General features: G+C 70.9%; 21 protein-coding genes and 2 pseudogenes. 7 read left to right on the top strand and 16 right to left on the bottom strand.

What is annotated here, in order from left to right:
- Window positions 1–147: 147 nt before the first annotated feature.
- Window positions 148–1,203: a DUF3533 domain-containing protein gene (locus tag AC067Z_RS09385; protein WP_478788878.1), complete on the top strand. Its 1,056-nt coding sequence runs from the start codon at window positions 148–150 to the stop codon at window positions 1,201–1,203.
- Window positions 1,204–1,611: 408 nt separating this feature from the next.
- On the opposite strand, the gene AC067Z_RS09380 is transcribed toward AC067Z_RS09385, so the two are convergent.
- The 9 genes and pseudogenes from AC067Z_RS09380 to AC067Z_RS09340 form a co-directional block, all read right to left on the bottom strand.
- On the bottom strand, window positions 1,612–2,697 hold the full coding sequence (locus AC067Z_RS09380; RefSeq protein ID WP_478788877.1) for a S1 family peptidase: 1,086 nt from the start codon (window positions 2,695–2,697) through the stop codon (window positions 1,612–1,614).
- A gap of 271 nt (window positions 2,698–2,968) precedes the next feature.
- Window positions 2,969–3,874 carry a S1 family peptidase gene (locus tag AC067Z_RS09375; RefSeq protein WP_478788876.1) on the bottom strand — a complete coding sequence of 302 codons (906 nt, stop codon included), beginning with the start codon at window positions 3,872–3,874 and terminating at the stop codon, window positions 2,969–2,971.
- A 554-nt stretch (window positions 3,875–4,428) separates the two neighbouring features.
- On the bottom strand, window positions 4,429–5,733 hold the full coding sequence (locus AC067Z_RS09370; protein ID WP_478788875.1) for an NtaA/DmoA family FMN-dependent monooxygenase: 1,305 nt from the start codon (window positions 5,731–5,733) through the stop codon (window positions 4,429–4,431).
- On the bottom strand, window positions 5,730–6,803 hold the full coding sequence (locus AC067Z_RS09365) for an LLM class flavin-dependent oxidoreductase (RefSeq protein ID WP_478788874.1): 1,074 nt from the start codon (window positions 6,801–6,803) through the stop codon (window positions 5,730–5,732). The genes AC067Z_RS09370 and AC067Z_RS09365 overlap by 4 nt, the downstream gene beginning before the upstream one ends.
- Window positions 6,804–6,834: 31 nt before the next feature.
- Window positions 6,835–6,945 (bottom strand): annotated as a pseudogene (locus AC067Z_RS09360) (ABC transporter substrate-binding protein); the annotation flags it as partial.
- A 189-nt stretch (window positions 6,946–7,134) separates the two neighbouring features.
- Window positions 7,135–7,887 carry an amino acid ABC transporter ATP-binding protein gene (locus tag AC067Z_RS09355; protein ID WP_478789132.1) on the bottom strand — a complete coding sequence of 251 codons (753 nt, stop codon included), beginning with the start codon at window positions 7,885–7,887 and terminating at the stop codon, window positions 7,135–7,137.
- A 5-nt stretch (window positions 7,888–7,892) separates the two neighbouring features.
- Window positions 7,893–8,777: an amino acid ABC transporter permease gene (locus AC067Z_RS09350; protein ID WP_478788873.1), complete on the bottom strand. Its 885-nt coding sequence runs from the start codon at window positions 8,775–8,777 to the stop codon at window positions 7,893–7,895.
- A gap of 53 nt (window positions 8,778–8,830) precedes the next feature.
- A complete protein-coding gene (locus AC067Z_RS09345) occupies window positions 8,831–10,627 on the bottom strand; it encodes an FAD/NAD(P)-binding protein (RefSeq protein WP_478788872.1) in 1,797 nt (598 codons plus the stop codon).
- Entirely contained in the window at window positions 10,624–11,484 is an 861-nt protein-coding gene (locus AC067Z_RS09340; protein ID WP_478788871.1) for an amino acid ABC transporter permease, read from the bottom strand. Before AC067Z_RS09340 ends, AC067Z_RS09345 begins: the two co-directional genes overlap by 4 nt.
- Before the next feature lie 418 nt (window positions 11,485–11,902).
- Here AC067Z_RS09340 and AC067Z_RS09335 point away from each other — a divergent pair, with 418 nt between their 5' ends.
- Both AC067Z_RS09335 and AC067Z_RS09330 read left to right on the top strand, forming a co-directional pair.
- Window positions 11,903–12,400, top strand: coding sequence for a GNAT family N-acetyltransferase (locus AC067Z_RS09335; RefSeq protein WP_478788870.1), 498 nt, complete (start codon window positions 11,903–11,905; stop codon window positions 12,398–12,400).
- A complete protein-coding gene (locus AC067Z_RS09330; protein WP_478788869.1) occupies window positions 12,397–13,344 on the top strand; it encodes an ABC transporter substrate-binding protein in 948 nt (315 codons plus the stop codon). Before AC067Z_RS09335 ends, AC067Z_RS09330 begins: the two co-directional genes overlap by 4 nt.
- Window positions 13,345–13,368: 24 nt before the next feature.
- Here AC067Z_RS09330 and AC067Z_RS09325 read toward each other — a convergent pair whose 3' ends face one another.
- The gene (locus AC067Z_RS09325; RefSeq protein WP_478788868.1) at window positions 13,369–14,604 is read right to left on the bottom strand and encodes a DUF5685 family protein; all 1,236 of its coding nucleotides are present in this window, start codon (window positions 14,602–14,604) and stop codon (window positions 13,369–13,371) included.
- A 293-nt stretch (window positions 14,605–14,897) separates the two neighbouring features.
- On the opposite strand from AC067Z_RS09325, the gene AC067Z_RS09320 reads away from it, so the two are divergent.
- A complete protein-coding gene (locus AC067Z_RS09320) occupies window positions 14,898–15,332 on the top strand; it encodes a cell division protein SepF (protein ID WP_478788867.1) in 435 nt (144 codons plus the stop codon).
- Between the two features lie 81 nt (window positions 15,333–15,413).
- Here AC067Z_RS09320 and AC067Z_RS09315 read toward each other — a convergent pair whose 3' ends face one another.
- Both AC067Z_RS09315 and AC067Z_RS09310 read right to left on the bottom strand, forming a co-directional pair.
- Entirely contained in the window at window positions 15,414–16,604 is a 1,191-nt protein-coding gene (locus AC067Z_RS09315; protein ID WP_478788866.1) for an acyl-CoA dehydrogenase family protein, read from the bottom strand.
- Between the two features lie 150 nt (window positions 16,605–16,754).
- The gene (locus AC067Z_RS09310; RefSeq protein ID WP_478788865.1) at window positions 16,755–18,476 is read right to left on the bottom strand and encodes an MFS transporter; all 1,722 of its coding nucleotides are present in this window, start codon (window positions 18,474–18,476) and stop codon (window positions 16,755–16,757) included.
- Between the two features lie 436 nt (window positions 18,477–18,912).
- Between AC067Z_RS09310 and AC067Z_RS09305 the strand changes: the two genes are divergently transcribed.
- On the top strand, window positions 18,913–19,905 hold the full coding sequence (locus tag AC067Z_RS09305; RefSeq protein WP_478788864.1) for a phosphatase PAP2 family protein: 993 nt from the start codon (window positions 18,913–18,915) through the stop codon (window positions 19,903–19,905).
- Between the two features lie 92 nt (window positions 19,906–19,997).
- Here the strand turns inward: AC067Z_RS09305 and AC067Z_RS09300 are convergent, their stop codons facing one another.
- The 4 genes and pseudogenes from AC067Z_RS09300 to AC067Z_RS09285 form a co-directional block, all read right to left on the bottom strand.
- Window positions 19,998–20,213, bottom strand: coding sequence for an I78 family peptidase inhibitor (locus AC067Z_RS09300; protein WP_478788863.1), 216 nt, complete (start codon window positions 20,211–20,213; stop codon window positions 19,998–20,000).
- Between the two features lie 286 nt (window positions 20,214–20,499).
- Entirely contained in the window at window positions 20,500–21,489 is a 990-nt protein-coding gene (locus AC067Z_RS09295) for a helix-turn-helix transcriptional regulator (RefSeq protein WP_478788862.1), read from the bottom strand.
- An 81-nt stretch (window positions 21,490–21,570) separates the two neighbouring features.
- Window positions 21,571–22,845 carry a glycosyltransferase family 4 protein gene (locus AC067Z_RS09290; protein ID WP_478788861.1) on the bottom strand — a complete coding sequence of 425 codons (1,275 nt, stop codon included), beginning with the start codon at window positions 22,843–22,845 and terminating at the stop codon, window positions 21,571–21,573.
- A gap of 73 nt (window positions 22,846–22,918) precedes the next feature.
- Window positions 22,919–23,230 (bottom strand): annotated as a pseudogene (locus AC067Z_RS09285) (ABC transporter substrate-binding protein); the annotation flags it as partial.
- Between the two features lie 419 nt (window positions 23,231–23,649).
- Here AC067Z_RS09285 and AC067Z_RS09280 point away from each other — a divergent pair.
- A complete protein-coding gene (locus AC067Z_RS09280) occupies window positions 23,650–24,429 on the top strand; it encodes a hypothetical protein (protein WP_478788860.1) in 780 nt (259 codons plus the stop codon).
- A gap of 333 nt (window positions 24,430–24,762) precedes the next feature.
- Complete coding sequence (locus AC067Z_RS09275) at window positions 24,763–25,107, top strand: hypothetical protein (protein ID WP_478788859.1); 345 nt, start codon at window positions 24,763–24,765, stop codon at window positions 25,105–25,107.
- The last annotated feature ends 128 nt before the right edge of the window (window positions 25,108–25,235 follow it).

Here is a 25,235-nt window from a genome sequence, read left to right as displayed (position 1 = left end):
CCACCATAGACCAATTTTCGAACACTCGTACGATACATCTCGGAGGGGTACCGCCCTGGCGACGACACCCCGCCGGCACCCTTGACCCTCCGCCATTCGGCCCCGCCCCACCTGCATGAACGCCGAGATCCGCCGAGCGTGGGCCCCATGGCACAGACATACGGCGGCCCACCGCCCGACGGCCCGCGCAGCAGCTTCCTCGGGGAGCTCAGGGACGCGGTGAGCGTGCGGGCCGCCGTCCTTGTCATCGGGGTGCTGGCGCTCCAGCTCGCCTTCATCACGTCGTACATCGGCGCCTTCCACAAACCCGCGCCGCACAGGATCCCGCTGGCCGTCTCCTCGGTCTCCTCCCAGGACCTCGACCAGTGGGTGTACCAGCTCAACCGGCTGCCCGGAGACCCCCTCGACCCACGGCTGGTACCCGACGAGGGGACCGGGCTGGCCCAGATCCGGAACCGCGAGGTGGACGGAACGCTGGTCATCGACCCGCTCGGGACCACCGACCGGCTACTCGTCGCCGGAGGCGGCGGAGCCTCGCTCGCGCAGGCCCTCGCTCGGGCCGTCACCCAGGTCGAGAAAGCACAGGGCCGCACCGTGCGGGTGGTCGACGTGGTCCCGGGCGCCCCGGGCGACGCCCGGGGACTCACCTCGTTCTATCTGGTGGTCGGCTGGTGCGTGGGCGGATATCTGTGCGCGGCGATCCTGGCCATCAGCGCGGGCGCCCGGCCCGCGAACACGGCACGCGCCCTGATCCGGCTCGCGGTGCTGCTGCTGTACTCGATCGTGGCGGGACTGCTGGGCACGGTGATCGCGGGCCCGGTCCTGGACGCACTGCCGGGCAGTCTCTGGGCCCTGTGGGGCCTCGGCACCATGCTCGTCTTCGCGGTCGGCGCGCTCACGCTCGCGCTGCAGGGGCTGGCCGGGGTCGTCGGCGTCGGCCTGGCGATCCTGCTGGTGGTCGTCCTGGGCAACCCGAGCGCGGGCGGCGCCTATCCGTATCCGCTGCTGCCACCGTTCTGGCGGACCATCGGCCCGGCGCTGCCGCCGGGGGCGGGCACGTTCGCCGCACGCTCGATCGCCTACTTCAAGGGCAACGGGATGGCGGGCCCGATGTGGGTGCTGTCGGCGTGGGCGGTGGGTGGGGCGGCGGTGACACTGGCGTGCGCGGCGAGGGGGCGGCGGGTGGGTGCGACGCCGGACTGAGGGCGAGCAGGTCCGCTGCGCGGGCGTTTCCCCTTCCCCGCCCTTTCCCGAAACCGGGGCGAGCCCCGGGCGGCCCCGTACCGCCTTCGGCGGTGTCCTCAAACGCCGGACGGGCTGGAAAATCCGGCCCTGCCTGCGATTGAGGCGCGGGCGCCCGGGGGCGAAGTAACCGAAACACCGCGCGGAGCAGTCCCGGGCCGGGCGGAGCACGGTTACGGGTCCGGGGCCGGCCCCGGTTACGGGCCCGGGGGCGGAGCCCCGAAACACCACGCGGAGCGGTGCCGGCCCGGGCGGAGCACGGTTACGGGCCCGGGCAGAGCCCGGTTTCGGGAAAGGGCAGGAAAGGGGAAAGGCCCCCGCCGCGGACATCGCGGCAGGGGCCTCCCCTCGGGAAGAAATGCTCCGGCGTCAGCCGATCTCCGCGCCGAACGTGGACAGCGCCTCCGTCACCGGCTGGAAGAACGTCTCGCCGCCCGAGGTGCAGTCGCCGCTGCCACCCGAGGTCAGACCGATCGCGGTGTCGCCCGAGAAGAGCGAGCCGCCGCTGTCGCCGGGCTCGGCGCAGACGTTGGTCTGGATGAGGCCCTCGACTATGTCACCGTTGCCGTAGTTCACGGTTGCGTCGAGGCCGGTGACCTCGCCGTCGTGGACCTGGGTGGTGGAACCGCTGCGCTGGACCTGCATACCGACGGTCGCGTCGCCCGCCTTCGCGATGGCCTGCGCGCTGCCGTCGTAGAGGTTCACCTCGCTCGGGTGCGCGGTGTCACCGTTGTACTTCACCAGCGCGAAGTCGTTGCCCGGGAACTGCGAGTCGACCATCGTGCCGACGGCCGCACCGCCCGCAGAGTCGGACCACTCGCTGCCGGACTGGCCGCAGTGTCCGGCCGTGATGAAGTGCGGCTCGCCGTCCTTGACGACGTTGAAGCCGAGGGAGCAGCGTCCGCCGCCGGAGTGGATCGCGTCGCCGCCGGAGACGAACGGCTTGAACTCGCCCGCGGTCTTCTTGAGCTCGGCCTTGGCACCGAGGCCCTTGACGACCGACTGCAGCTTGGTCAGCTCGGCGCCCTTGACCGTACGGTCGGCGGTGACGACCAGCTTGTTGGTGACCGGGTCGGTCGCCCAGGAGGTGCCGGGAATGCTCGCCCGGTCGGTCAGGGTCTGCCGGGCGCCCGTCAGTTCGGCGAGGGTGTTCTCGACGATCCGGGCCTTGCCGCCCGCCTCGCGCACGGTCTGCGCGGCGTCCTCGGACACGACGTTGACCACGAGGGCCTTGGTGTCGGCGTCGTAGTAGGCCCCGGCCTCGTCGGCGCCGAGGTCGGCCTTGAGCGAGATGGCGAGGGTGCCGGCGGCCGGTGCCGTCAGCGTCTTGATGGTGAACTGCTCGGTGTTGTCACTGGCGTTCGCACTCTGGAACGTGACGCCCGCAGCAACCAGGGCGACGATCGCGCCGCCCGCCACTGCCGCTTTTCTCTTGGGTATGCGCCGGTGCTTCAAAACATGACCTCCTGTGGGGGCCGCGCCCGGACAGGTGGGGCGCCCGGGACACGGAGGATCGGCGGCCCACTATTCCGACGCGTCGCACTCGCACACAAGCCCGACCGTTGGACGGGCACACGACAACACGGTTGCGTTCACAGAGCCTTCACAGGAACGGGTGTTCGTTGTCCGCGCACGGCTGCGGCACGAGGCACAAGGGCGAGCCCCCGCCCGGAGGTCCGGGCGGGGGCTCGCGCGTCTGTCACGGGCAGGAGTGCCTGCGCCCGCGTCAGTAGATGCTGACTCCGTAGGCGCTGAGCGCTTCGGTGACCGGCTGGAAGAACGTCGTGCCGCCGGAGGAGCAGTTGCCGCTGCCGCCGGAGGTCAGGCCGATGGCCCGGCTGCCGGAGTAGAGCGGGCCGCCGCTGTCGCCCGGTTCGGCGCAGACGTTGGTGCGGATCATGCCGTAGACGATGTCGCCCCCGCCGTAGTTGACGGTGGCGTTGAGGCCCGTGACGCTGCCGCTGTGGGTGCCCGTCGTGGAGCCGCGGCGCGTGACGGACATGCCGACGGTGGCGTTGGCCGCACTGGTGATGTCGACGCTGCCGACGGTGCCCGGGTGGGCCAGCGAGGTGTTGGAGTAGCGCACGATCCCGTAGTCGTTGCCCGGGAAGCTGGATCCGGCCGTGGGGCCGATGGTGGTGGTACGCGCGGAGTTGGTGTACCAGGTTCCCGCGCCGTCGGTGCAGTGACCGGCGGTCAGCAGGTAATAGGTGCTGCCGCTGCGGACGTTGAAGCCGAGCGAGCAGCGCCAGCTGGTGGCGTAGATGGCGTCTCCGCCGGAGATGAGTTTGGAGAAGGTACCGGGGGTGCGCTCGATGCGCAGGGCTCCGGCGTTGTCTCCGGCCTCACGCCTGATCTCGGCGATCTCGGCCCGGGAGACGGTGCTGTCGGCCGTGACGACAAGGGTGTTGGTCGCCTTGTCGACGTGCCATGCGGTGCCGGCGACATCCGCTTCGAGCACGGCGTCACCGGCGGCGGTGAGCTGGTTGGCGCTGAAGGTCCGGGCCTCGTCGGCGTTGGCGGTGGCGGTGGGGACGGCCAGTGCCACGGCCGCGATCAGGCCGGTGGACATGGCGAGCAGACGGGTGCGTCTGCCGGAGGCGGTGCGGGGGATGGTGCGCTTGATCCTCACTTTTCGTTCCTCCCGAAGGGAAAGGGGGCCCGTTCGTGGGGTCGGGGCCCGGTGAGGCGCAGCCATGGAGCAAGGTGACCGCCCGGACGTTCGCTTTTCGGACAGACCGTGCTCCTGACAAGCGCTGATCGGGAGTATTGGCGGCGTCAACCAAGCGCACAAGGGCGTGTTTCGGCCGTCCGGCACATGCACGCCGAACAGCCCCAGGGGCTCGATCGCCTCCGGGGCGGGGCCTGCTGACGTGTGTTCGGTCGCCCGTTAGGACGTGCCGGGCGCCGACGAGGTTCCGTTCGTCCGCATCGACCCCGCGCGCAGCATCACCGGCCGCCGTTTGCCGTGTGCGACCCGGGGCTCCGGTAGCGGCGTGTGGTCGGCGGCGAGCCGGGTCCGGACGGCGAACGGGCTCCGGTCGACGGTGGGACCGTCCTCGGCGCTCGCGCCGAGGACCGCCTCGTCCCTGTCCTCCGCCCCCTCGCCGGGACGGCCGGAATTCGCCCTTCCGTCACCCGGCCACCACCCAGATCGGATGTGCTCCGTGCTCTGTGCTCATGCGGTCACCCCGTCCACGCCGGCTCGGCAAGCCCCAGGTGCGAGCGGAGCGTCCGCCCGGAGTACCGCGTACGGAACACGCCGCGCTCCTGGAGGAGCGGCACGACCCCGTCGACGAATTCGTCGAGCCCGCCGGGCGTGAGATGGGGTACGAGGATGAAGCCGTCGGCCGCGTCCTCGGACACGAACTCCTCCATCGCGGCAGCCACGCTCCTCGGTGTGCCGATGAACGACTGACGGCTCGTCGTCTCGATGACCGTCTGCCGGATCGACAGGCCCTTCGCCTCGGACAGGGCACGCCACTTGGCCGCTTTCTCGAACGGGTCGGCATGGCGGACGCGTCCCTGGGCGAGAGTGGATGCGGGGTCCGGATCGAAGTCGGGCAGCGGCCCGTCCGGATCGTACGAGGACAGATCGCGTCCCCAGACCAGTTCCAGGGCGAGGATCGCGTTCTGCGGGGAGACCTGCTGCCGGCGGATCTCGATCGCGCGCTCCTGCGCCTCGGCGTCGGTGTCCCCGAGGACGAAGGTCACCCCGGGCATCAGCTTGAGGTCCTCGGGGCGGCGGCCGTAGCGGGCGAGGCGCTTCTTGACGTCGGCGTAGAACGCCTGCCCTGCCTCCAGGGTGCCGTGCCGGGTGAAGATGACATCGGCGGCGGATGCGGCGAACTCCCTGCCCTCGTCGGAGTCGCCGGCCTGGATGACGACGGGGTGGCCCTGCGGTGAGCGGGGCACGGTGAACTCGCCCTCGATGCCGAAGTGGCGGCCGAGGTGGGCGAAGGGACGCGGCTCGCCGTCCGGCGTCCAGGAGTCCCACAGTTCGCGTGCCGTGGTGACGAACTCGGCGGCCCGTGTGTAGCGGTCGGCCCGGTCGAGGTAGCCGCCGCGCCGGAAGTTCTCGCCGGTGAACGCATCGGACGAGGTGACCACGTTCCAGGCGGCGCGTCCGCCGCTGAGATGGTCCAGCGAGGCGAGTCGGCGGGCCAGTTCGTAGGGCTCGTTGAAGGTGGCGTTGACGGTGGCGGCAAGGCCGAGGTGCTCGGTGACGGCGGCGAGCGCGTTCAGGACGGTGAGCGACTCGGGCCGGCCGACGACGTCGAGGTCGTGGATGAGGCCCTTGTGCTCGCGCAGCCGCAGTCCCTCGGCGAGGAAGAAGAAGTCGAACAGGCCGCGTTCGGCGGTGCGCGCGAGATGCTCGAACGACGAGAAGTCGATCTGGCTCTTCGAGCGGTCGTCGGCCCAGACGGTGGTGTTGTTGACGCCGGGGAAGTGGGCGGCGAGATGGATCTGCTTGGTGCGCTGCGCGGTCATGAGGCTCCCTGGGCCGGGGCGTAGCGGTTGACGGGGCGGGCGAGGCCCAGGTGGTCGCGCAGGGTCGTGCCCGGGTAGAAGGTGCGGAACAGTCCGCGGTGCTGCAGCAGTGCGACGGTGCCGTCGACGATCCGCTCCAGATCGCGCTCGGGAGCGACGGGCACGAGACGGAACCCGTCGGCGGCGCCGGCCTCGTGCCAGTGGGCGACCAGGTCGGCGAGTTCCACCGGCCCACCGCCGAAGTGCGATCCGGGTCGCAGAACGGGGGCTGTTCCCGGTGCGGGTGCGGCCTCGGCACCACCGAGGTCGACGACGAGGGAGACGAACACCCGCAGGCCGTCCGGGTCGCGGTCCGCGGCCGCGGCCCTGCGGCGGATGTCGTCGCGGATCCCGGCGGCGTGCTCGGGGGTCGTGGCTCGTACGAGGGCGACGTCGGCGTGCCGGGCGGCCGCGTTCCGGCCGGGTTCCTCCGTGGCGTCGACGACGGTGACGGGGTGGCCCTGCGGCGGCCGGGGCACGATCGACGGACCGCGGACGCTGAACGTGCCGCCCTGGAAGTCGACATGGTGCAGCTTGTCGCGATCGATGAATCGTCCTGTCGCCGTGTCGCGTATCTCGGCGTCGTCCTCCCAGCTGTCCCACAGCCGGTGTGCCACTTCGACGACGTCGCCGGCCTCGTGCCAGGCATCGTCCGGCGGCAGCGCCGGGCGGCGGCCGAACAGCCGGGCCTCGGCCTCACTCGTGGCCACATCGACGTGCCAGCCGGCCCGGCCGCGGCTCACCCAGTCGAGGGTGGCCACGGCGGCCTGCACGTGGAACGGCTCGGTGTGGGTGGTGGTGACGGTCGGCACGAGGCCGATGCTCCGGGTCGGCGGAGCAAGTCGGGCGAGTACGGCGAGCGCGTCGAGGCCGGGTCGGGCGAAGGAGTCGCCGAGGGTGACGAAGTCGAGGTTGCCCTGTTCGGCGAGTCGGGCACGGGCGAGGAAGCGGGCCGGGTCGGTGTGCGGGGCCGTGGGGTGCGGCGGTCCGCCGATCTCGGCGGCGAGGTGCAGGGGGCGGTCTGCGGGCATGACGCGGGCCTTTCCGAGGGGGCGGTGGTGGTCAGTTCTCGGGCCTGGGCAGACCCGGCGGGTTGATCTCCGACTTCTCGACCGCCTCGCTCGTCAGCCCCCAGCGTTCCAGCACCTTCGCGTACGAGCCGTCCTCGATGATCCGGGATGCGGTTCTGGTCGGGCCCGACGTTGATGCCTGCGCCCTTGTTCCCGCGGGGCTTGACGACGTCGTCGACGGGGTCGCCGGTGCCGCAGGCGGTGAGCAGGCCGAGGGCGAGGACGGCGGCGGTGGCGGTGGCGAGGGGCCGGGTGATCACGGTGTGCTCCTTCAGCGGGCTGCGCATCGGCATCAGAGGACCTTGGAGAGGAAGGCGCGGGTGCGCTCCTGGCGGGGGTTGTCGAGCACCTCGGCGGGTGGGCCGGTCTCGACGATCCGGCCGTCGTCCATGAAGACGACGGTGTCGGCGACCTCGCGGGCGAAGCCGATCTCATGGGTGACGACGATCATGGTGGTGCCCTGCCGGGCCAGGTCCTTGATGACGTCGAGGACTTCGCCGACGAGCTCGGGGTCGAGTGCGGAGGTGGGCTCGTCGAAGAGCAGCAGCTTCGGTTCGAGGGCGAGGGCGCGGGCGATGGCGACCCGCTGCTGCTGACCGCCCGACAGCTGCCGTGGATAGCTGTCGGCCTTGTCGGCGAGCCCGACCCGCGCGAGCAGTTTCCCGGCCGCTTCGACGGCCTGCTTGCGGGGGCGGCCGAGCGCGGAGACGGGCGCTTCCGTGATGTTCTCCAGCACCGTCAGATGCGGGAAGAGGTGGAAGTTCTGGAAGACGAAGCCGATGCTGGTGCGTTGCTTGAGGACGTCCCGTTCGCGCAGCTCGTAGAGCTTGTCGCCGGAGCGGCGGTAGCCGACGAGGGTGCCGTCGACGCTGATCCAGCCGCTGTCGACCTTCTCCAGGTGGTTGATGGTGCGCAGCAGCGTCGACTTCCCGGACCCCGAGGGGCCGAGCACGACGGTCACCTCGCCCGTACGGACCTCGAGGTCGATGCCGCGGAGCACCTGGAACGCTCCGAAGCTCTTGTGGACGGACCTGACTTCGACCATGGCGCTCATCGCGCGGCCCCCTTGGCGTAGTGACGTTCGACGTAGTGCTGGAGGACGGAGAGCGCGGCGGTCAGGAGGACGTACCAGACCGTGGCGACCATGAGCAGGGGCACGACCCTGCCGTTGCGTCCGTAGACGACCTGGACCTGGTAGAAGAGCTCGCCGATCGCCATGACGGAGACGATCGAGGTGCCCTTGAACAGGGAGACGATCTCGTTGGCTGCGTTCGGCAGGATCGAGCGCATCGCCTGGGGCAGCACGATCCGGCGCAGTTGCCGCAGCCGCGGGATGCCGAGCGCGGCCGCCGCCTCCAGCTGCCCGCCGTCCACGGCGAGCAGTCCGCCGCGCACGATCTCGGCGGCGTACCCGGCCTGGTGCAGGGCGAGCCCGATGACGGCGGCGCTCATCGCTCCGACGAGGCCCATCGTCTCGAACGAGAGGAAGCCGGGTCCGAAGGGGATGCCGATCTGGAGCCGCTCGTAGAGGTAGGCGAGGTTGAACCAGAACAGCAGTTGCACGATCAGCGGGATGGAGCGGAACACCCAGATGTAGGAGAGCGCCGCCCACGACAGGAAGCGGCTCGGCGACAGCCGCATGAAGGCCAGCACGACGCCGAGGGCGAAGCCCGACACCGTGCCGTAGAAGGTGAGTTGGAGGGTGACCCAGACGGCGCGGACGATCGTCTCGGCGGTGAAGAAGCGGACGAAGACGTCCCATTCCCAGGCCGGGTTGGTGATCAGGCCGTGCAGGAACTGGACGCCGACCACGGCCGTTGCGGCCACGGCCACCCAGCGCCAGGGATGGCGTATGGGGACGACCGTCAGCGCACCGGGGTCGGCGGGCACGGTTGTGGCGCGTGCCACGGCGGGCGGATCGCTGGTCAGCGACATGGTGTTCCTCAAGAGGTCCGAGGGCGGGGATCGGGTGGGGGTGCGGGTGCCGTTCAGGCGGTCTGCCGCGGGGCACAGGACAGCTCGCGGAGCAGCGTCAGCGCGCCGCGCGCGGTGGCGTCGTTCTGCCGGAACGCGGGCCCGCCCGTACGCGGCCGGGTGAACGCCCCGCCCGTGCGGGCGGTGGTGTGCGGGCCGAGCGCGAAGCGTCGGGGGTGCGGTCGGCCGCGTTCGAGCACCCGGCCGTCGGAGGGATCCACGACGAGCAGCCCGGCGGGCGTGGCATCGGTGCCCTCGTCGTACAGCGCTCTGAGGAGCGGGCTGCGGGTGTGTTCGGGACGGGGCTCGGGCAGCCGTGCCTCGACCAGCGCGCGTGCCTCGGTCCACTCCCCCGGCACGCTCGCGCTGTTCGCCCGGAAGGCTCCGCGTTCGTCGTCGGTCTCCACGGTGATGTCCGCGCCGATGAAGCGGACGATTCCGGCGCGGGACAGGGCGAGGAGCCGGTGCAGCCGGGGTCCGGGCGGGCCGGAGGCGAGATAGCTGAAGAAGCCGTGCCAGGTGCTGCCGCCCGCACCGGTGTCCCCGAGCGCGGTCAACTGGCCGTAGACGGACAGCAGTCCGAGGAACACGGCGAGGTCCTCGCTGTGTGCGGGGTCGTGCCGTCGCCGGAGGTCGGCGGTGATGTGGGCGCGCAGCCCTTCCTGAAGGGCGTCGGCAGTTGCGTAGCGCTGTCCGTCGAGGGGCCGGTCGAGGGCGTCGAGGTCGAGCCGGTCGGCGGGGTCGGGCACCGCGGCGGCGACCAGGGCTTCCAGTTCGGCGCTGCCCGGCTCGGCGGCGGCGTACTTCTCCTCGAAGTCGCTCCACCCGACGGTCGTGGCTTCGGGCCGCACGGTGAACAGCCGGTGGTAGTGGGCGTACCGCAGCTCTTTGTCGATCAATGGCCACACATCGCGCCGGAAGTCGACAGCGCCACTCGTGCTGTCGCCTTGTCGCTTCAGCAGTTCACCGACCTGCCGTGGCCCGAAGAAGCGGGGCAGCGGGGGCCGTTCGCCGTCGAGTCCGTAGCCGATCTTCGCGTGGTACGGGACCCCGCGCCGCGATCCGACGTACAGGACGGGCTCCCGGCCGGACGGCACATAGGTGCCGTCCTTCTCGTACCGCCCGCCGCGGCCCTCGGTGAGCAGCACCATCAGATCGATGAAGGCGAGTCCGAAGCCGCGGACGATGACCGACTCGCCCGCCGGCACCGGGGACAGATCGCTGTCGACGGTGAAGTCCGGCGGCAGATGCACCAGTCCGTGTCGCTGCGCGAAGCCGGCGAGTCGCCGCTGTTCGTCGTCGGGGTCGGCGTCGAGGTGGCCGAGGGTGAGCACCACGGCATCGGCGATCAGCGGCCGTGCGCGGCCTTCGAGCCGGACCCGCTGGCGTCCTTCCCCCGGCCCGCCGATGCTCACGGCCCGGTTGCGGTGCTCGTGCACGGTCACGTTCGGCGGGAGCGCGGCGACGGCCTGCTCGTACACCCAGCGCAGGTACGCGCCCTGCTGCCGGCGGCTGGGGAACGTACGGCCGTCGATCCCGGCCCATTCGGCAAGGGTGGGGCCCTGCCGTACCGGGCCGGCGAGGGGGACGGTGTCGTCGGTGAACATGGTGACGTCCTCGGCCATGGAGTTCATCCACAGCAGCGGGGACTGCTCCTCGCGCCAGATCCTGCCGCCGCCCGGCGGGTAGGGGTCGACGAGGTGGATGTCCAGCGGCTGGTCCCCGTACAGCTCCGGGACGTTGGCGGCGAGCCGTTCCAGTACACCGGTCCCTCGCGGGCCGGCGCCGACCACGACGATGGACGGTCTCATCGCACACCGTCCGCACCGCGGGCGTAGTAGCGCTCCACATAGTGCTGGCCGATGCTCAGCAGGGAAGTGACGACGACGTACCAGATGGTGGCGATGAGCAGCAGCGGCACGACCTGGTAGGTGCGGTGGTAGACGAGCTGCACCGAGTAGAGCAGGTCCTGTACGGCGATGACGCTGACGATGGAGGTGCCCTTGAGGGTGCCGATCAGCATGTTCCCGGCGGGCGGCACGATGGCGCGCATGGCCTGCGGCAGCACGATGCGGCGCAGCCTGCGCCACCGCCCGAGGCCCAGGGACTCGGCCGCCTCGATCTGTCCGCGTTCGACGGAGAGGATGCCGCCGCGTACGACCTCGGCGGCGTAGGCGCCCTCGTGGAGGGTGAGACCGATGATCGCGATGGTGACGGGGCCGAGCAGATCACCGGTCTTCACACCGAGGATCTGCGGGTAGAGGGCGCCGATGTTGAACCAGAACAGCAGCTGCACAAGGATCGGCGTGGAGCGCAGCAGCCAGATGTAGCCCCAGCTGACCTTGGAGAGCACGGGATTGGCGGACAGTCGCATCACGGCGAGCAGCGTGCCGAGCGCGAAGCCCAGGACCATCACGACGGCGGTCAGCCAGAGCGTGAGCGCAAGACCGCGCAGGACGGCGGCCGAGGTGAAGTACGCGCCGACGACCTCCCATTGGAAGGCGTCGTTGCGCACCACGGAGCTGAGGGCGCCGGCGAGCAGCAGCAGGACGGCAACGGCCGCCGTCCACTGGCCTGTTCGGCGTACGGGCACGATGCGGGGCTCCGCCGGACCGGCCCGGGACGGAGCCGCCGGGGAGTGGGGAAGGGTGTCTGAGGGCACGGCCATGCGAAGGCTCCGTGGATGCAGAGATCGAACACGGGATGTGCCTTCACCGGACACAGATGCGGGCCGCGCCCCTCAGCAGCGGTCCTGACGTGAGGCTAAGCGTTCGGCCCGCGTCGTTGTCAAGCCCGTCCGCACTGTGAGCCGCCTGTCCCACGGCAGTTGACGCGGAAACGGATGCCTGTTCCACTTGGGCCATGCATTCGCAGCAGTGGCTGGTCACGCGCTCCCACATCGACTTCGGTCGCGTGTGGTCCTCTTCCTGTTGAGCCGACCCCCGCTGCTTCTTCCCGCCCGCGCTCTGTAGCGCCGGTCGGCGCGCCATGCGCTGCCCGTCCCCCCGTGCCTTCACACCGCCTGCCGTAACGCGGTCCCCTCGCCGCACCCTCCTTCCCTTCCGCCTGCTCGACGAAGGGCACGCATGACCGCCACCCCGAGCCGTGGTTCCGCGCTGTCCGTGCACCGGACCACGGTCGACGATCCTCTCGCCCGTCCGCTCCTGGACGAGCTGGCCCGCGAATACCTCGGGCGCTACGGCTCCGCCGCCGATCTTGAGCGCTACCCCTGCGCGGAGTTCGCCCCGCCGGGCGGCGCGTTCCTGCTCCTGCTGGAACACGGCCGGCCGGTCGCCGGGGGCGCCTTTCGCCGCTACGACGCGACGACAGCCGAGCTCAAGAGGATCTGGACCCATTCCGCCCACCGCCGCCGCGGGCTCGCCCTGCGGGTGCTGCGGGTGCTCGAACGGGAGGCCGCCGCCCGCGGCTACTCCCGCATCCATCTGACCACCGGCCCCCGCCAGCCCGAGGCCAAGGGCCTCTATCTGGCCGCCGGATACCGCCCGCTCTTCGATCTGTCCGCAGATCCGGAGTCGATCGGCCCGCTGCCGTTCGAGAAGCATCTGGAGACCCTCCCGTCATGAGCCGGAAAGCCCATACCGCCGCGTTCGCTCTGATCACCGCACTCACCCTCACGCTCACCGCATGCGGTTCGGGCGACCCGGCGGCCACGGGCGACAAGGCCGCGCCTGCCGCCGGGCAGGGCCGCGGGGAGATCCCCACCGCCGATGTGGTGTCCCGGGTGACGAAGGACGCCGCCGCCGTGAAGCTGCTGCCGGCGGACGTACGCGAGCGGGGCACCCTCAAGGTCGCCACCTCCGTGGGCAATCCGCCCGGCGCCACCTATCTGGAGGACGGCAGGACTGTCGCCGGCCAGGACATCGACTTCGCCGAGGCGGTGGCGCGCGTCCTCGGGCTGAAGCTGCACCGGGAGGTGGCGAGCTTCGAGGCGATCCTGCCCGCACTGGGCAGCGGCAAGTACGACTTCGGCACCGGCAACTTCGGCGTGACCGACGAACGGCGCAGGACCATCGACTTCGTCACGTACATCAACGACGGCCAGGGCTTCGCCTCGCTGGAGAGCAGCAGGCTGACGAAGGTGTCGTCGTACGAGGACCTGTGCGGTCTGCGCGTCGCGACCGGGGCAGGGACGACGTTCGAGGCGTCCCTGGAGAAGAACAAGGGGGTCTGCGCGGCCGCGGGTGACAAGCCCTACGAGGTCCAGACGTACGCGGAGAGCGGCGCCCTGTGGATCTCGCTCCATCAGGGACGCAGCGATGTGGTGATGAGCACCATCAACGGGCTGCGCTACGCGGTGACACAGCAGCCCGGGACGAAGTTCCTCAACGAGTTCAAGCGGCTCGACGTCGGCTTCGCCTTCAAGAAGGGCACACCGCTGGCTCCGGCGTTCCGGGCAGCGGTGAACAGGCTCATGAAGGACGGGACCTACGACCGGATCCTCAAGAAGTGGGGAACGGCCGAGTCCGCGATCGAGACGTCGCGGATCTCGCCGCCGGAGATCACCTGACCCGACGCCCCGTCAGGCGCCCTGTCAGCAGCCGTCGCACGGGCAGCAGCAGTCACAGCCGTCGCAGCCGTCGCAGTCCCGGCAGCAGCCCTCGCGCTTCTTCCGGGACCAGGGCCCCTCGTACTCCTTGGCGCAGCAGATCTGACAGGTGCAGAAGAGCCCGACGAAGACTGCGCAGCCTGCCCAGAAGCCCCGGCGCTTGGGCGCCGGCGGCGGCCCTCCGAACTGGGGCGGCAGACCGCCGGGCCCGCCGGGACCGCCCGGCGGGCCGCCGCCGTAGGGGTTGCCCGAGCCGTACGGATTCCCGGAACCGTACGGGCCCGACGCACCGAACTGTCCGCCACCGGAGCCGTACGGACTCCCCTGTGGCGGCTGCTGACCGGGCTGCCCCTGGTGCGCGCAGGTCGTCGTGCCGAAGGTGCGGTTCACCGAGGTGCGCAGCTCGTGCGCGAGCAGCACATGAACGAGCCGGTCGTCCACGAAACGGGCGTCCCGCAGCGCGAGCCGGATCCCGTGCACCGCGTCGTCGGCGAGGCGACGCGCCTCGGCGAGCGACGTGCCGGTCGCGGTGAGCGGGTTCCAGGCACCCGACGCGGCGTCAGCGTCCTTGTCCTCCACGGCATCCAGCAGATGCGCGAGTCGCCCGAAGAGCCTGCCGGCCTCGGCGAGGGGTGCCGTGTTCTCGGGACGTCCCGCGAGTACGGCGGTGTGGGCGAACGCGGCCGCGGTCGCGGTCTCGGTCGGCTCGGTGACGGTCAGCAGCGGTGTGCCGGGCCCGGCCAGCGCCTCGATCCCGGTCTGCCGGTCGACCGCGTCGAGCAGGACGGCCGTGTCGAAGCCGAGGACCGCACCCGAGCGGGCTCCTGCCCTGTCCCATCCGGCGGCGACCCAGCGTGCCGCGGCGGCCACGGGCCTGCGGGCCAACACGCCGTCCCCGTCGGCGACGTGGTCGCGCACCTTCGCCGAGGCGAGCACGAGCGACACCGCGGCGGCGAGTTTCGCGCCCTCGCCACGGGCGACGGGCGCGGTCCGCATGGCGCGCAGCGGGCAGGGACCGGCGGTGCGCCGCTGCGCGGGGGTGCGCTCGGTCTGAGCCTCCGTCAGCACCGAGACGATCAGGCCGTCGTAGTTCGTCACGATGCGCGCGAACTGTCCGTGGTCGGCGCGAAGTGCCAGGCACAGGCCGCAGAGATGCGCCATCCACTCGGACTTCAGTGCGTCGCCGAGCCGGTGCGAACACGGCCTGACTATTCCGAACACGACGGCCCCCCGGGAGTCGTTCGACAGGTCCGGGGCATCGTACCGACGAGCGGCCCGTTCACCCGTACGTCCCCCACATCACCCATCTGGTCCGACTTTTGTATTTTGATCCCTCCATGCCCCGCACACAGGAAGATCCCTGACGAATCGCCACATCTTCTGCACCAGTACCGTCACGAATCCTCTGCGCGGCGGCTATCCACTTGGCGCGCGATCCGCATTATGGACGACCATAGGGGCGGGGAACGACAGAGACCGCAGTGGGACCACTGCAGCAGCGGAAGGAGGCGTCCATGGGTTCGGTACGCAAGGCGAGCGCCTGGCTGGGACTCGTCGAGGACAACGACGGGCGTTACTACGACGACGAGTACGCCGAGGGTGCGGAGACCGGTGACGCATGGGTCACCGACCCCCGGGTGCGCGTGGCCTCCGAGTCCGCCCGGGCGGAGGGCCGCCGGATCGCGACGGTCTCCCCGGACGGCTTCCGCGACGCCCGCGGCATCGGCGAGCTGTTCCGCGCCGGCGTCCCCGTCATCGTGAACCTCACCTCGATGGAGCCCGGCGACGCCAAGCGCGTCGTGGACTTCGCCGCGGGTTTGGCGTTCGGGCTGCGCGGGTCGATCGAGCGGGTCGCGACGCGGGTGTTCCTGCTGACCCCCGCCGACACCGAGATCGTCAGCGGGGATCCTTCCAACCATGCGCAGGACGGTTTCTTCAACCAGAGCTGAGCAAGGGGGCACTCCCCCAGACTTCGTCCGGGGGCACCCCACCCAGCGGCAGCTGGGGCAGTTCGCCGGCCGCCACCGGTCCTACCGGAACGCGTCGAGGCCGGTGAGCGCCTTGCCCAGCACCAGCTGGTGCATCTCGACGGTGCCCTCGTAGGTGAGCACCGACTCGAGATTGGTCGCGTGCCGCATCACGGGGTACTCGAGCGAGATCCCGTTCGCGCCGAGAATCGTGCGTGACGTGCGGCAGATCTCGATCGCCTCGCGCACGTTGTTGAGCTTTCCGAAGCTGACCTGCTCCGGCCGCAGCTTCCCCGCATCCATCCGCATGCCGAGGTGGTGGGCGAGCAGGATTCCCTTGTGCAGCTCGACGGCCATGTCGGCGAGCTTCGCCTGGGTGAGCTGGAAGCCGCCGATCGGCCGGCCGAACTGCTCGCGCGTCTTCGCATAGTCCACCGCCGCCTCGAAGCTCGCGCGCGCGGCGCCCATCGAGCCCCACACGATTCCGTAGCGGGCGTGGCTGAGACAGCTGAGCGGGCCGCGCAGTCCGGTGACCTCCGGCAGCACCGCGTCGGCGGGCAGCCGTACCTCGTCCATGACCAGTTCGCTGGTCACACTCGCGCGCAGCGACCACTTGTGCCTGATCTCCGGCGCGGAGAATCCGGGGCTGTCGGTGGGGACCACGAAGCCTCGGATGCCGTCGTCGGTCCCGGCCCAGACGACGGCGACACCGGCGACCGAACCATTGGTGATCCACATCTTGCGGCCGGTGAGGATCCAGTCGGAGCCGTCGCGCTTGGCGAAGGTCCGCATCCCTGCCGGGTCGGAGCCGTGGTCGGGCTCGGTGAGTCCGAAGCAGCCGATGATCTCGCCGGCGGCCATGCCGGGCAGCCAGCGCTGCTTCTGCTCATCGGAGCCGAAGCGGTGGATCGCGTACATGGCGAGCGAGCCCTGGACGGAGACCAGGGAGCGGATGCCCGAGTCGGCGGCCTCCAGTTCGAGGCAGGCCAGGCCGTACTGGACGGCGGTGGCGCCGGCGCAGCCGTAGCCGTCGAGCGACATGCCGAGGGCACCGAGCGAGCCGAGCTCGCGAGCCAGCTCACGGATGTCCGGGAGCTCTCCACGCTCGTACCACTCGGCGATGTGCGGCAGGACGCGGTCCGTGGCCCAGGTGCGCACGGTGCTGCGGATGGCGAGGTCCTCGGCGCCGAGCAGATCGTCGATACCCAGCGGGTCGCCTGGATCGAAGGGCGGGAGCTTCGAGGGTGCGGACATGCGGTGGCCTCCGGCGGCTCTCACACAGCGCGGTGCTGCGGAACACTGATGACGGGCACTGGGAAACTAGCAGCGCTAGTTACGACGCTCGACGTTACGGCTCAGTGTGCCGTGCGTCCAGACCCGGCCGCTCCGGCGGGCCGACCGGACCTAAGCCCCACGACGGGCCGGGACGACGACCGGCGCGACAGCGGCGGGCTCCGCCTCACGGCCCCCCGGGACCACAGCGTCGCGCTCCGCCTCACGGCCCCCGGGGACCACTGCTTCCGCCCGCCCGGAGCCGCGGCCCTCGGGCTCCCGGGTCGCCGGGATCGATGCCTCGCACTCCCCGTCCGCCGAGCACTCCATCACCCGCGGCAGCCGCAGCGCGGCGAGCGCGCCGAGCAGCAGCAGCCCGGCACTGACCAGCAGCGTCACATGAAGGCCGTTGACGAAGGAGTGGCGTGCGGTGGTGCGGAGCAGATCACCCGCGACACCGCCGAGCCGGTCCGCCTCCTGGTACGCCTCGCCCAGCGAGTGGGAGGCGGCGGAGCTCGCGGATGCCGGGACGCCGGTGATCGAGGCGACGGAGGGGCCGTAGGCCGCGTTCATCACGCTGCCGAGCAGAGCGATGCCCATCCCGGCGCCCAGCTGGTACGAGGTCTCGCCGATAGCGGCGGCTCCCCCGGCCTGCTCGGCCGGCGCCTCGCTCAGCATCGACTCGTACGCCGCGAAGAGTGTGGTCTGCAGTCCGAACCCGAGCAGCACGAAGCCGGCGGTGAGCAGCAGGGGCCGGTCGTGCTGCCCCATCAGTACGAGCAGAAGGACGGCGGCGGCGGTGAGGACGAAGCCCCAGCCGACCATCCGGCGCGGTCCGATGCGGCGCAGGGTGTACGAGCCGGTGGCACCCGCGGCCATGGCGGCGAAGGTGAGCGGCAGCAGCCGCAGGCCGGTCTCCAGCGGGCTGAGTCCGAGAACCAGCTGGAGGTACTGGACGGCGATCAGCTCCAGGCCGACCAGCGCCAGCATGGCGAGGACGATGCAGCCGACAGAGGTGGAGAACGCCGGCCGGGCGAACATGCGCATGTCGATGAGCGGATGCGTGCGCCGCCGCTGCCGTCGGACGAACACCATGAGCAGCACGGCGCCGACAAGCAGAGGCGCGGAGGCCATGACGTCGAGCAGTCCGTCCCCGGCGCCCAGCCTCTTGACTCCGAGGACCATGCCGAGCACACCGGCCGCGGCCATGAGCGCGCCGAGCACGTCCCAGGGCCCGTCGTTCCCGCCCCGGGACTCGGGAAGCAGCCAGCGGCCCACGGGGAGTATGAGGGCCATCAGCGGGATGTTGATGAGGAAGACCGATCCCCACCAGAAGTTCTCGACGAGGAAGCCGCCGAGGACCGGGCCGGTGGCGGCACCCACCGCGGCGACCGCGGTCCAGATGCCGATGGCCGTGGCCCGCTCTCGGCGGTCGGGGAAGACGTCCCGCAGGATGGAGAGGGTCGCGGGCATGATCATCGCGCCGCCGACCCCGAGGAGGACGCGGGCACCGATCAGCACTTCGGGGGTGGGCGCGAAGGCGGCAGCGGCCGAGGCCGCGGCGAAGACGCCGTAGCCGATCAGCAGCAGTCTGCGGCGCCCCACGCGGTCGCCGAGCGTGCCGAACATGATCAGCAGCGACGCGCAGATGAGGGGGTACGCGTCCACGATCCACAGCAGTTCGATGCCGCTGGGGCGCAGATCCTCCGTGACCGCGGGGACGGCGACGTGCAGGACGGTCGCATCGAGTGCGACCAGCAGCAGGCTGACGCACAGGACGACCAGGACGACCCAGCGGTTGGCACCGCCGCCGGCGGCGCGCAGGCGTGCCGCGGCCGTGGTCGTCACCGACATCTGTGAACCTCCCAGTGAGCCTCGCGCTCGGTGGACCGGCCGGGGACGGTACTGCGTGGGGGAGTCCCGCGGGGCAGCCCGGCATCGACGGGCGAGTGAGTCGCCAGCGTACGCGAGTTCGCGCGTGCTGCGCGTGGTCGATCTCTCACCTCCGTGCGCGGCACAGTGTGGCGTACGCCACTCGGCCGAGCCCAATTATGGATCTTGAAAGGCCATGAACGGCGCGGAAATTCCGCACGGGCACTCGGTGAACCATTTCCGACTTGCCGAGTTAATCAGTCCGGGAGGACCGTCCGATAAATAGGGAACACGGTCACCAGGTTTTCCTGACGGGCCGTGAATAGAACTGGATCTGAGACAAACTCCACATCACATAGGCATCACGAATGGAGTGGATCGCGCGGACCACACACTCACTCGCTGTAACGTCGATTGGGTGCGTACCGACATCTTTGCCCGGCTGGACCGGGAGCCGGAACCGCCGAAGATAGAGATCCCGCGGATGAGCCGCACACGTCTCGCCCTCTTCGGCGGGACGTCCGCGTTCTATGTGGCCATCGTCGTCGCCGTTCTGGCGTCGACATCGCTCGTCGCCCTCGACTGGAAGCTCATGCTCTTCCGGCCGTACGAGCAGTGGCCCGAACAACACGCGTTTCTCGACTACTTCGTGGTGCTCGGCCAGCGCGGCCCCACGGCCGTCATGGTCGCGGCGTGGCTGGGCTGGCGCTCCTGGCGTCAGCACACCCTCAGGCCCCTCCTGGCGCTCGGCGCGGCTCTGCTGCTGCTGAACGCCACCGTGGGCGCGGTCAAGATCGGACTCGGCCGACTCGGCCCCCACTACGCGACGGAGATCGGCTCGGCCGAACTCTTCGCGGGCGGCGATATATTCCCTTCCGGACATACCGCCAATGCAGTGGTGACCTGGGGCATTCTCGCCTATCTCGCCACCACTCCAAGAGCCCGGCGCTACCTGTCGGCCCTATCGGCCGTGGTCTCGCTCGGCGTGGGACTGACCACCGTGTACCTCGGTACGCACTGGCTGAGCGACGTCCTGCTCGGCTGGGCCGCCGGACTCCTGATCCTGCTGGGCCTGCCCTGGTGCGAGCCCGTCATCGGCCGCGCCGAGGCCTGGATCCTGGCGCTCCGGGACCAGTGGCGCTCCCGCCGGACGCTGTACCCGTCCCGTCCCGTCGCGGCGGGCGGTCCGAGGCAGGCGGTGTTCCCGCAGCGCGCGCCCGCCCCGCAGACCGACGAACCGGCACGTGAGACGGTCGCCATGGTCGGTGGCACCCGGCCGGCGCCGACCACGGGAACGAGGACGGCGGCGCACTCGCAGCAGCGTTCGCACGCGGTGCGCTCCGAGCGCTCGCCGATCACCCCGTCGGGCAGCAGGCGGCCGCCGCACTCGCGGCCGGTCACGGGCGGCTGACGGCAGGCACGGACAGAAGGGAGGGCCCCGGCGCAGGTGCGCCGGGGCCCTCCCTTCTGTCCGTGTCCCGTTAAGCGCTGTCCGTGTCCCGTTCAGCCCTTCCAGCAGCGGGTCACGACACCGTCGGCCACCTCGAAGTTGAGCCGGCCGGCCAGGAACTCCATGGTGATGATCGAGCCGGGCGCCAGCGCTCTGACCGTCGTCCAGCCACGCTGCCGGGCCAGTTCCTCGGCGGCGGGAGCGCCGAGGCCGACGTAGGAGTCAGGGGCGTCGTCAGGCTGTGCGGGAGGGGTCGGTATGGGTGCCATGCACTCCACCGTAGGCGGCAGCGGACGGTGACGGAAGCGGGGCCACGATCTTCCGCAGCAGCCCCACGTACCCCACCGGTCACGCTTCTGTCACAGGCTCTCGACACCCTCTCAACGGACCCCCGGCTCGAACTCGTTCACCCGAACGGGCAGTAGGGAGTCACTCGCCTGCAATTCGGCAGTCTTTGACGATCATGCTGAATTCCTGTTCCGGAATTGACCGGCACGGCCGACAGGGCGAATTGACGGTTCGCGCGGAATTCACGGCTTCCCTACACAATCGCCATCACCCACTGACAGCCGGATCAGTGGCCCCGGCGGGCAGAGCGCGGGACAGACGGTCCCGGATCACCCGGATGCGATCGGTCAGCTCCTGCGGTTCGACCACCTCGAAGTCCACGCCCATCAGCATCACGTGAATCACCAGCACATCCAGGTTGGCGGCCCCTGTGCGCAGCAGACAGTGCGATGCGTCGATGGCCTCCAGCACACCGTCGGAGGGGCCGATCGTCTGCGCCGCCTGCTCGGCGGACGTATGCAGTCTGACCACGGCCCTGGCTGCGTACGCCTGCGTCGACACCCCCTTCGACACGTACGCGGCAAGGTCCTCCGCGGGCGGTGTGCGGGGAGCGAACCGGGGTCCGTGCGGCGGCTTCGGGGTGATCCGGTCCGCACGGAAGGTGCGCCAGCCTCCCCTGTCGACGTCCCAGGCGACGAGGTACCAGCGGCGCTCGGTACACACGAGGCGGTGCGGCTCGACCGTGCGGCGGGACGCGGCGCCGCCGTGGTCGCGGTACTCGAACCGCAGCCGTTCGCTGTCGCGGCAGGCGTTCGCCAGCTCGGTGAGGACGCTCGCGTCCACGGTCGAGCCCTGCCGGCCTCGCAACATCGGCACGGTGAAGGCGTTCAGCGCACCGACCCGGCGGCGCAGTCTTCCCGGCAGCACCTGTTCCAGCTTGGCGAGGGCGCGCACCGACGTCTCCCCGATGCCCTCGATGCCCTGGCCGGCCGCCGTACGCAGGCCGACGGCGACGGCCACCGCCTCGTCGTCGTCGAGCAGCAGCGGCGGCAGCTCGGCGCCCGCGCCGAGCTGATAGCCGCCGCCGGTGCCCGGACTCGCGTTGACGGGGTAGCCCAGCTCCCGCAGCCGGTCCACGTCACGGCGCACGGTGCGCGCGGTGACGCCCAGCCGTTCGGCCAGATCGGCTCCCGACCATTCGCGGTGGGCCTGCAACAGCGAGAGCAGGCGCAGCAGTCTTGCCGAGGTCTCCAACATGGTCACGAGTCTGGCAGCCCTTGCGGACAACCCCGGTCCGCAAGGGTGGCCGTACGGACCCGGTACGCAGGGGCCCGTCGGCTACTTCCGCCGGCGGATCGCGTCCGCGGCCGCGTAACGGACCGCGTACAGCCCGTCGTAGAGCGCGCTGCGGCCACGGTGCAGCGCCTCGCGCACCGCTCCGCGCGAGCGGCTGTTGCCGCCGCGGGCCACGAGTTCGGCGAACAGCGCCTCGTGGCGTGCGGCGATACGGGCCGGATCGAAGCGTGCGGAGGCGGCGAGCGCGGCCTGCCCGGTGCGCCGGCGCAGATCGTCGTCCTGGATCAGCTCCAGCAGTGCGCCGGCGACGGCATCCACGTTGCCGACCGGCACCAGCCGGCCGTCGACGCCGTCCTCGATGATCTCGCGCGGTCCGTGCGGGCAGTCGGTCGAGACGACCGGCAGGCCGCAGCGCATCGCCTCCACGATGGTCATGCCGAAGGACTCCCGGGTCGAGGTGACGGCCGCGAGCGAGCCCTTGACCCACTCGGGCTCCAGCGGGTTCACGGTCCCCATCAGGAAGACGTGCTCACTCATGCCCCTCTCCTCGACGAGGGCGGAGAGAGCCTTCTTCTCGTTACCGGTCGCATCCCCGCTGCCGTAGATCCGCAGCCGCCAGTCGGGGCGGGACGCGACCACCTTGGCGAAGGCCTCGACCAGCACGTCGTAGCGTTTGACGCGCGTCAGCCGGCCGGCCGCCACCACCACCTTCGCGGTCGAGTCGGCGGGCGCGACCTGTGGCGCGGGCACGCTGTTGGGCACGGCTTCGATGAGCACACCGGGGAGCGCAAGCTGCCGATAGGCGGTCGCATCCGCCTCGGTGACCGTCGTGAGCGCGTCGAGCAGCGCGTAGCGGTGCCCGATCTCACGGCGCAGCCGGTAGCCGTGGCTGTCCAGCGTCAGATGCTCCTGGGCGACCCTGACGACGCCCCGCCGGGCCTGGCGGGCGATGTGGACATTGAGCCCGGGACGGGTACCGACGACCACATCGGCGTCCAGGGACGCCAGATGGGCAGCGATCCGCTGATCGGTGAGCCGGCTGTACTGCTTGTGCCGGCCGTCGCCACGCGGGAAGACCTTCGCGGGCTGCGCGGCGAGCGGATCCTCACCGTCGTACCCCGGGCTCTTCTTGCGCAGGTCGACAAGGTGCTTCATCATCACCCCGGCCGGTGCGCCCATGGTCGGCTCGTCCCGATGGCGGAAGACGGAGACGATCTCGACGTCATGACGCTCGGCGAGCGTCTGCGCCAGATTGAACGTGGTCCGGATCGTGCCGCCGATGCCATACGCGTTGTGGAGCAGAAATGAAATACGCATGCGTCGCCGCATCCCCCTGGTCATGCTTCGCCCCCCGGTCAGGGGGTGTCCCGAGTAGGACTTTACTGCCCCGTCAGGGCTGATAAGGGATTTGAGGCACCGTGAAGCAGTTCCGGGTCATGTCACTGCTCTGGGTGTCCCGGCCACGGCCGTCCCGCCGGCGTGCGACGGACGATCAGGTTCGGCGCTCCGCGGGCGACCCAGCCGGCCGCTTTCGGTGAACCACATCGCGGCGGCCCACCCCTCCAACTGCCACTGTGACAACGCCCGTCCGGCCACGGCCCGCCTGAAATTCGCGCACGGCCGGGTGGCCGGTGTCATCGTAGTTGCGGCTCGCACCCGTGACCCACAGGGTGTTGCGGCAGGCCGTTGCGTCCTTGAAGTCACGGGGACACCGCGGAGGAACCATCAGCTCGCCGTCTTCCCCTCGTTGACCGGCGAGGGGAACGTACGCGTCGGCGCCGAGCAACGACGCCGTCGACGTCGCCGAGCTGCGCCTGCCCGCGGCGCCCAGAACCGGACCGGTGCTCGTGCACGAACTGCGGTGCGGGGCGGTCGTGTTCAGCGGAGAACCGAAGAGTTCGGCTCCGGTGCCGTGCGCACCGCATCCCGGCCGGCAGGCGGTCCGGAAACGGGCAGCTGACCGACGCGCGCGCTGCGTGCGGCGCCTGCCGGGCACGGGCATGCACCCCGCCCGCTTCGATTCGGTACGGCCCGGCGCGTGACTCCTGCCCCTTATCACCCGTTGACCCTTCATGAGCCGGGACCCGCCCGGCGTACGTGATCAAGTCCGAGGAGCCACCCGTGCCGCGCATGCTCGACGTCAGCGAGGACGTACGCGCCGAGATCGGCGACGAAGAAGCCGACCGGCTGCTCACCGGTCACAACGCACCGGGCAGCTACGACTGCACCTCCTGCCGCACCCCGGGCGACTCCGAGCAGGAACGCACCAGCACGGTGCTGTTCGTCGGCGAGGAGACCGCCGTACTCGCCTTCGCCCACGCCACCTGCATTCCCTCGCAGGTCGTCCAGGTCGCCGAGGACCAGCTCCAGGGTGCCGTTCGTTCCATCACCGGGGAGGAGCAGCGGATCCCGGGTGCAGCTCCCGAGCAGGCCGTGCTGGGGGTCACCAGTGGCCTGATCCTGATCAACGGTGAGCTGCACCCGGCGCTCGTCGTGGAGCCCACCGCGCCGATCGCACGCCCCGGCACCACGGGCAACGGCGGCGACGACTTCCTGCCGCTCCTGATCGAGCAGGGCTTCCTGCCTGTGTCCGATGTGAACCAGGTGCCGCCGCAGCTGCACGGCTGGTCGGTGCTGGTCGCGATGGGACAGCTCCACGCCGTGCTCCAGCCGGGCACGGGCGGAGGCAGCCCGGTGGCCTGGTGGCAGGCACATCAGCCGCTCCAGGTCACGGAAGGCTGGCGGGCTGCGGCGAACAAGTCGCACAGGGTTCTGGTGTTCGCGGCGCCGGTGGGCTCCATCGGTCAGCAGCCGCGGGAGGACCTGCTGCGTGACGCGCTGGAGAAGGCGGCCGTCAACGGCCGTCTGGTGGCCGCCTCGATGCCGCTCGCCGGCACCTGAGTCAGGTCGGTCGGACGGGCCCGATCCGGCCCGTCCGACCTGCCCCTGCCAGGAGCCTCATCGGGCCTCTCCGGGACGCGCCGCAACAGCCGGGCGGCGTCGCTGCCCGGCTGTGGGGTCCGGCGGGCACCGACGCGGACGTGCGCCGGACGGGCAGACGCCCCCGGCGTACGTCCGCGTGTCCGTTCCGACGACGCGCGCCCGTTCGTGTCCCCGCAGGTTCCGGCCGGTTCCGGCGAGTACCGGCCGGTTCCCGGGCAAGGGCTTTCTCCCTCGGAAGAATGCAGCTCGGCGCAGCCCGCATCCGCAGGACTGCCGCATCGTTGCAGGTACGTGCACTCATACGACCCGAGCCGCCAGCCGTACCAGAGCCAGATCCCCGCGATGCGCCCCGCGCATGACAGATCGGCGGGCCACTCGCCCACTCCGATCTACGACGCGCTGTACTCGGAGTACCTGAGGGCCTTCAAGACCCTGCCCGGCGACCGCACCGGCGAGGAGGATCTCGGATTCAGGGCCTTCGGGTCGACGGGACTGCACAGCAGCCGGGGCGCGCACGGCGGCGGTTACGGCACCCACGGGGTGCACACGGGGAACTGGCAGCCGTACCACGTCCACCGGCCGCACGGCGCGCACCAGCCCGCGGCGCTGCCTCCGGCCCCGCGTCGCGGGTCCTGATCCCGGGGGACACGGCACGGCGGGGAGAAGCAAAAGCACGGGCGCGGGGGGGGGGGGGGGGGGGGGGGGGGGGGGGCGTTCGGGTTTTGCTTGTTTTTTTTGTGTTTTTTTCTTCCACACGAAAAGAG

Source organism: Streptomyces sp. NPDC043812 (assembly GCF_056436245.1).
This window is presented reverse-complemented; position numbering and strand designations above follow the sequence as displayed.

What these genes read in the sequence shown, in the direction of transcription:
- AC067Z_RS09385 (WP_478788878.1), top strand. Translation starts at nt 148, where the DNA reads ATGGCACAGACATACGGCGGCCCACCGCCCGACGGCCCGCGCAGCAGC.
- AC067Z_RS09370 (WP_478788875.1), bottom strand. Translation starts at nt 5,733, where the DNA reads ATGACCGCGCAGCGCACCAAGCAGATCCATCTCGCCGCCCACTTCCCC.
- AC067Z_RS09365 (WP_478788874.1), bottom strand. Translation starts at nt 6,803, where the DNA reads ATGCCCGCAGACCGCCCCCTGCACCTCGCCGCCGAGATCGGCGGACCG.
- AC067Z_RS09355 (WP_478789132.1), bottom strand. Translation starts at nt 7,887, where the DNA reads ATGGTCGAAGTCAGGTCCGTCCACAAGAGCTTCGGAGCGTTCCAGGTG.
- AC067Z_RS09350 (WP_478788873.1), bottom strand. Translation starts at nt 8,777, where the DNA reads ATGTCGCTGACCAGCGATCCGCCCGCCGTGGCACGCGCCACAACCGTG.
- AC067Z_RS09345 (WP_478788872.1), bottom strand. Translation starts at nt 10,627, where the DNA reads ATGAGACCGTCCATCGTCGTGGTCGGCGCCGGCCCGCGAGGGACCGGT.
- AC067Z_RS09340 (WP_478788871.1), bottom strand. Translation starts at nt 11,484, where the DNA reads ATGGCCGTGCCCTCAGACACCCTTCCCCACTCCCCGGCGGCTCCGTCC.
- AC067Z_RS09335 (WP_478788870.1), top strand. Translation starts at nt 11,903, where the DNA reads ATGACCGCCACCCCGAGCCGTGGTTCCGCGCTGTCCGTGCACCGGACC.
- AC067Z_RS09330 (WP_478788869.1), top strand. Translation starts at nt 12,397, where the DNA reads ATGAGCCGGAAAGCCCATACCGCCGCGTTCGCTCTGATCACCGCACTC.
- AC067Z_RS09320 (WP_478788867.1), top strand. Translation starts at nt 14,898, where the DNA reads ATGGGTTCGGTACGCAAGGCGAGCGCCTGGCTGGGACTCGTCGAGGAC.
- AC067Z_RS09315 (WP_478788866.1), bottom strand. Translation starts at nt 16,604, where the DNA reads ATGTCCGCACCCTCGAAGCTCCCGCCCTTCGATCCAGGCGACCCGCTG.
- AC067Z_RS09310 (WP_478788865.1), bottom strand. Translation starts at nt 18,476, where the DNA reads ATGTCGGTGACGACCACGGCCGCGGCACGCCTGCGCGCCGCCGGCGGC.
- AC067Z_RS09300 (WP_478788863.1), bottom strand. Translation starts at nt 20,213, where the DNA reads ATGGCACCCATACCGACCCCTCCCGCACAGCCTGACGACGCCCCTGAC.
- AC067Z_RS09295 (WP_478788862.1), bottom strand. Translation starts at nt 21,489, where the DNA reads ATGTTGGAGACCTCGGCAAGACTGCTGCGCCTGCTCTCGCTGTTGCAG.
- AC067Z_RS09290 (WP_478788861.1), bottom strand. Translation starts at nt 22,845, where the DNA reads ATGCGTATTTCATTTCTGCTCCACAACGCGTATGGCATCGGCGGCACG.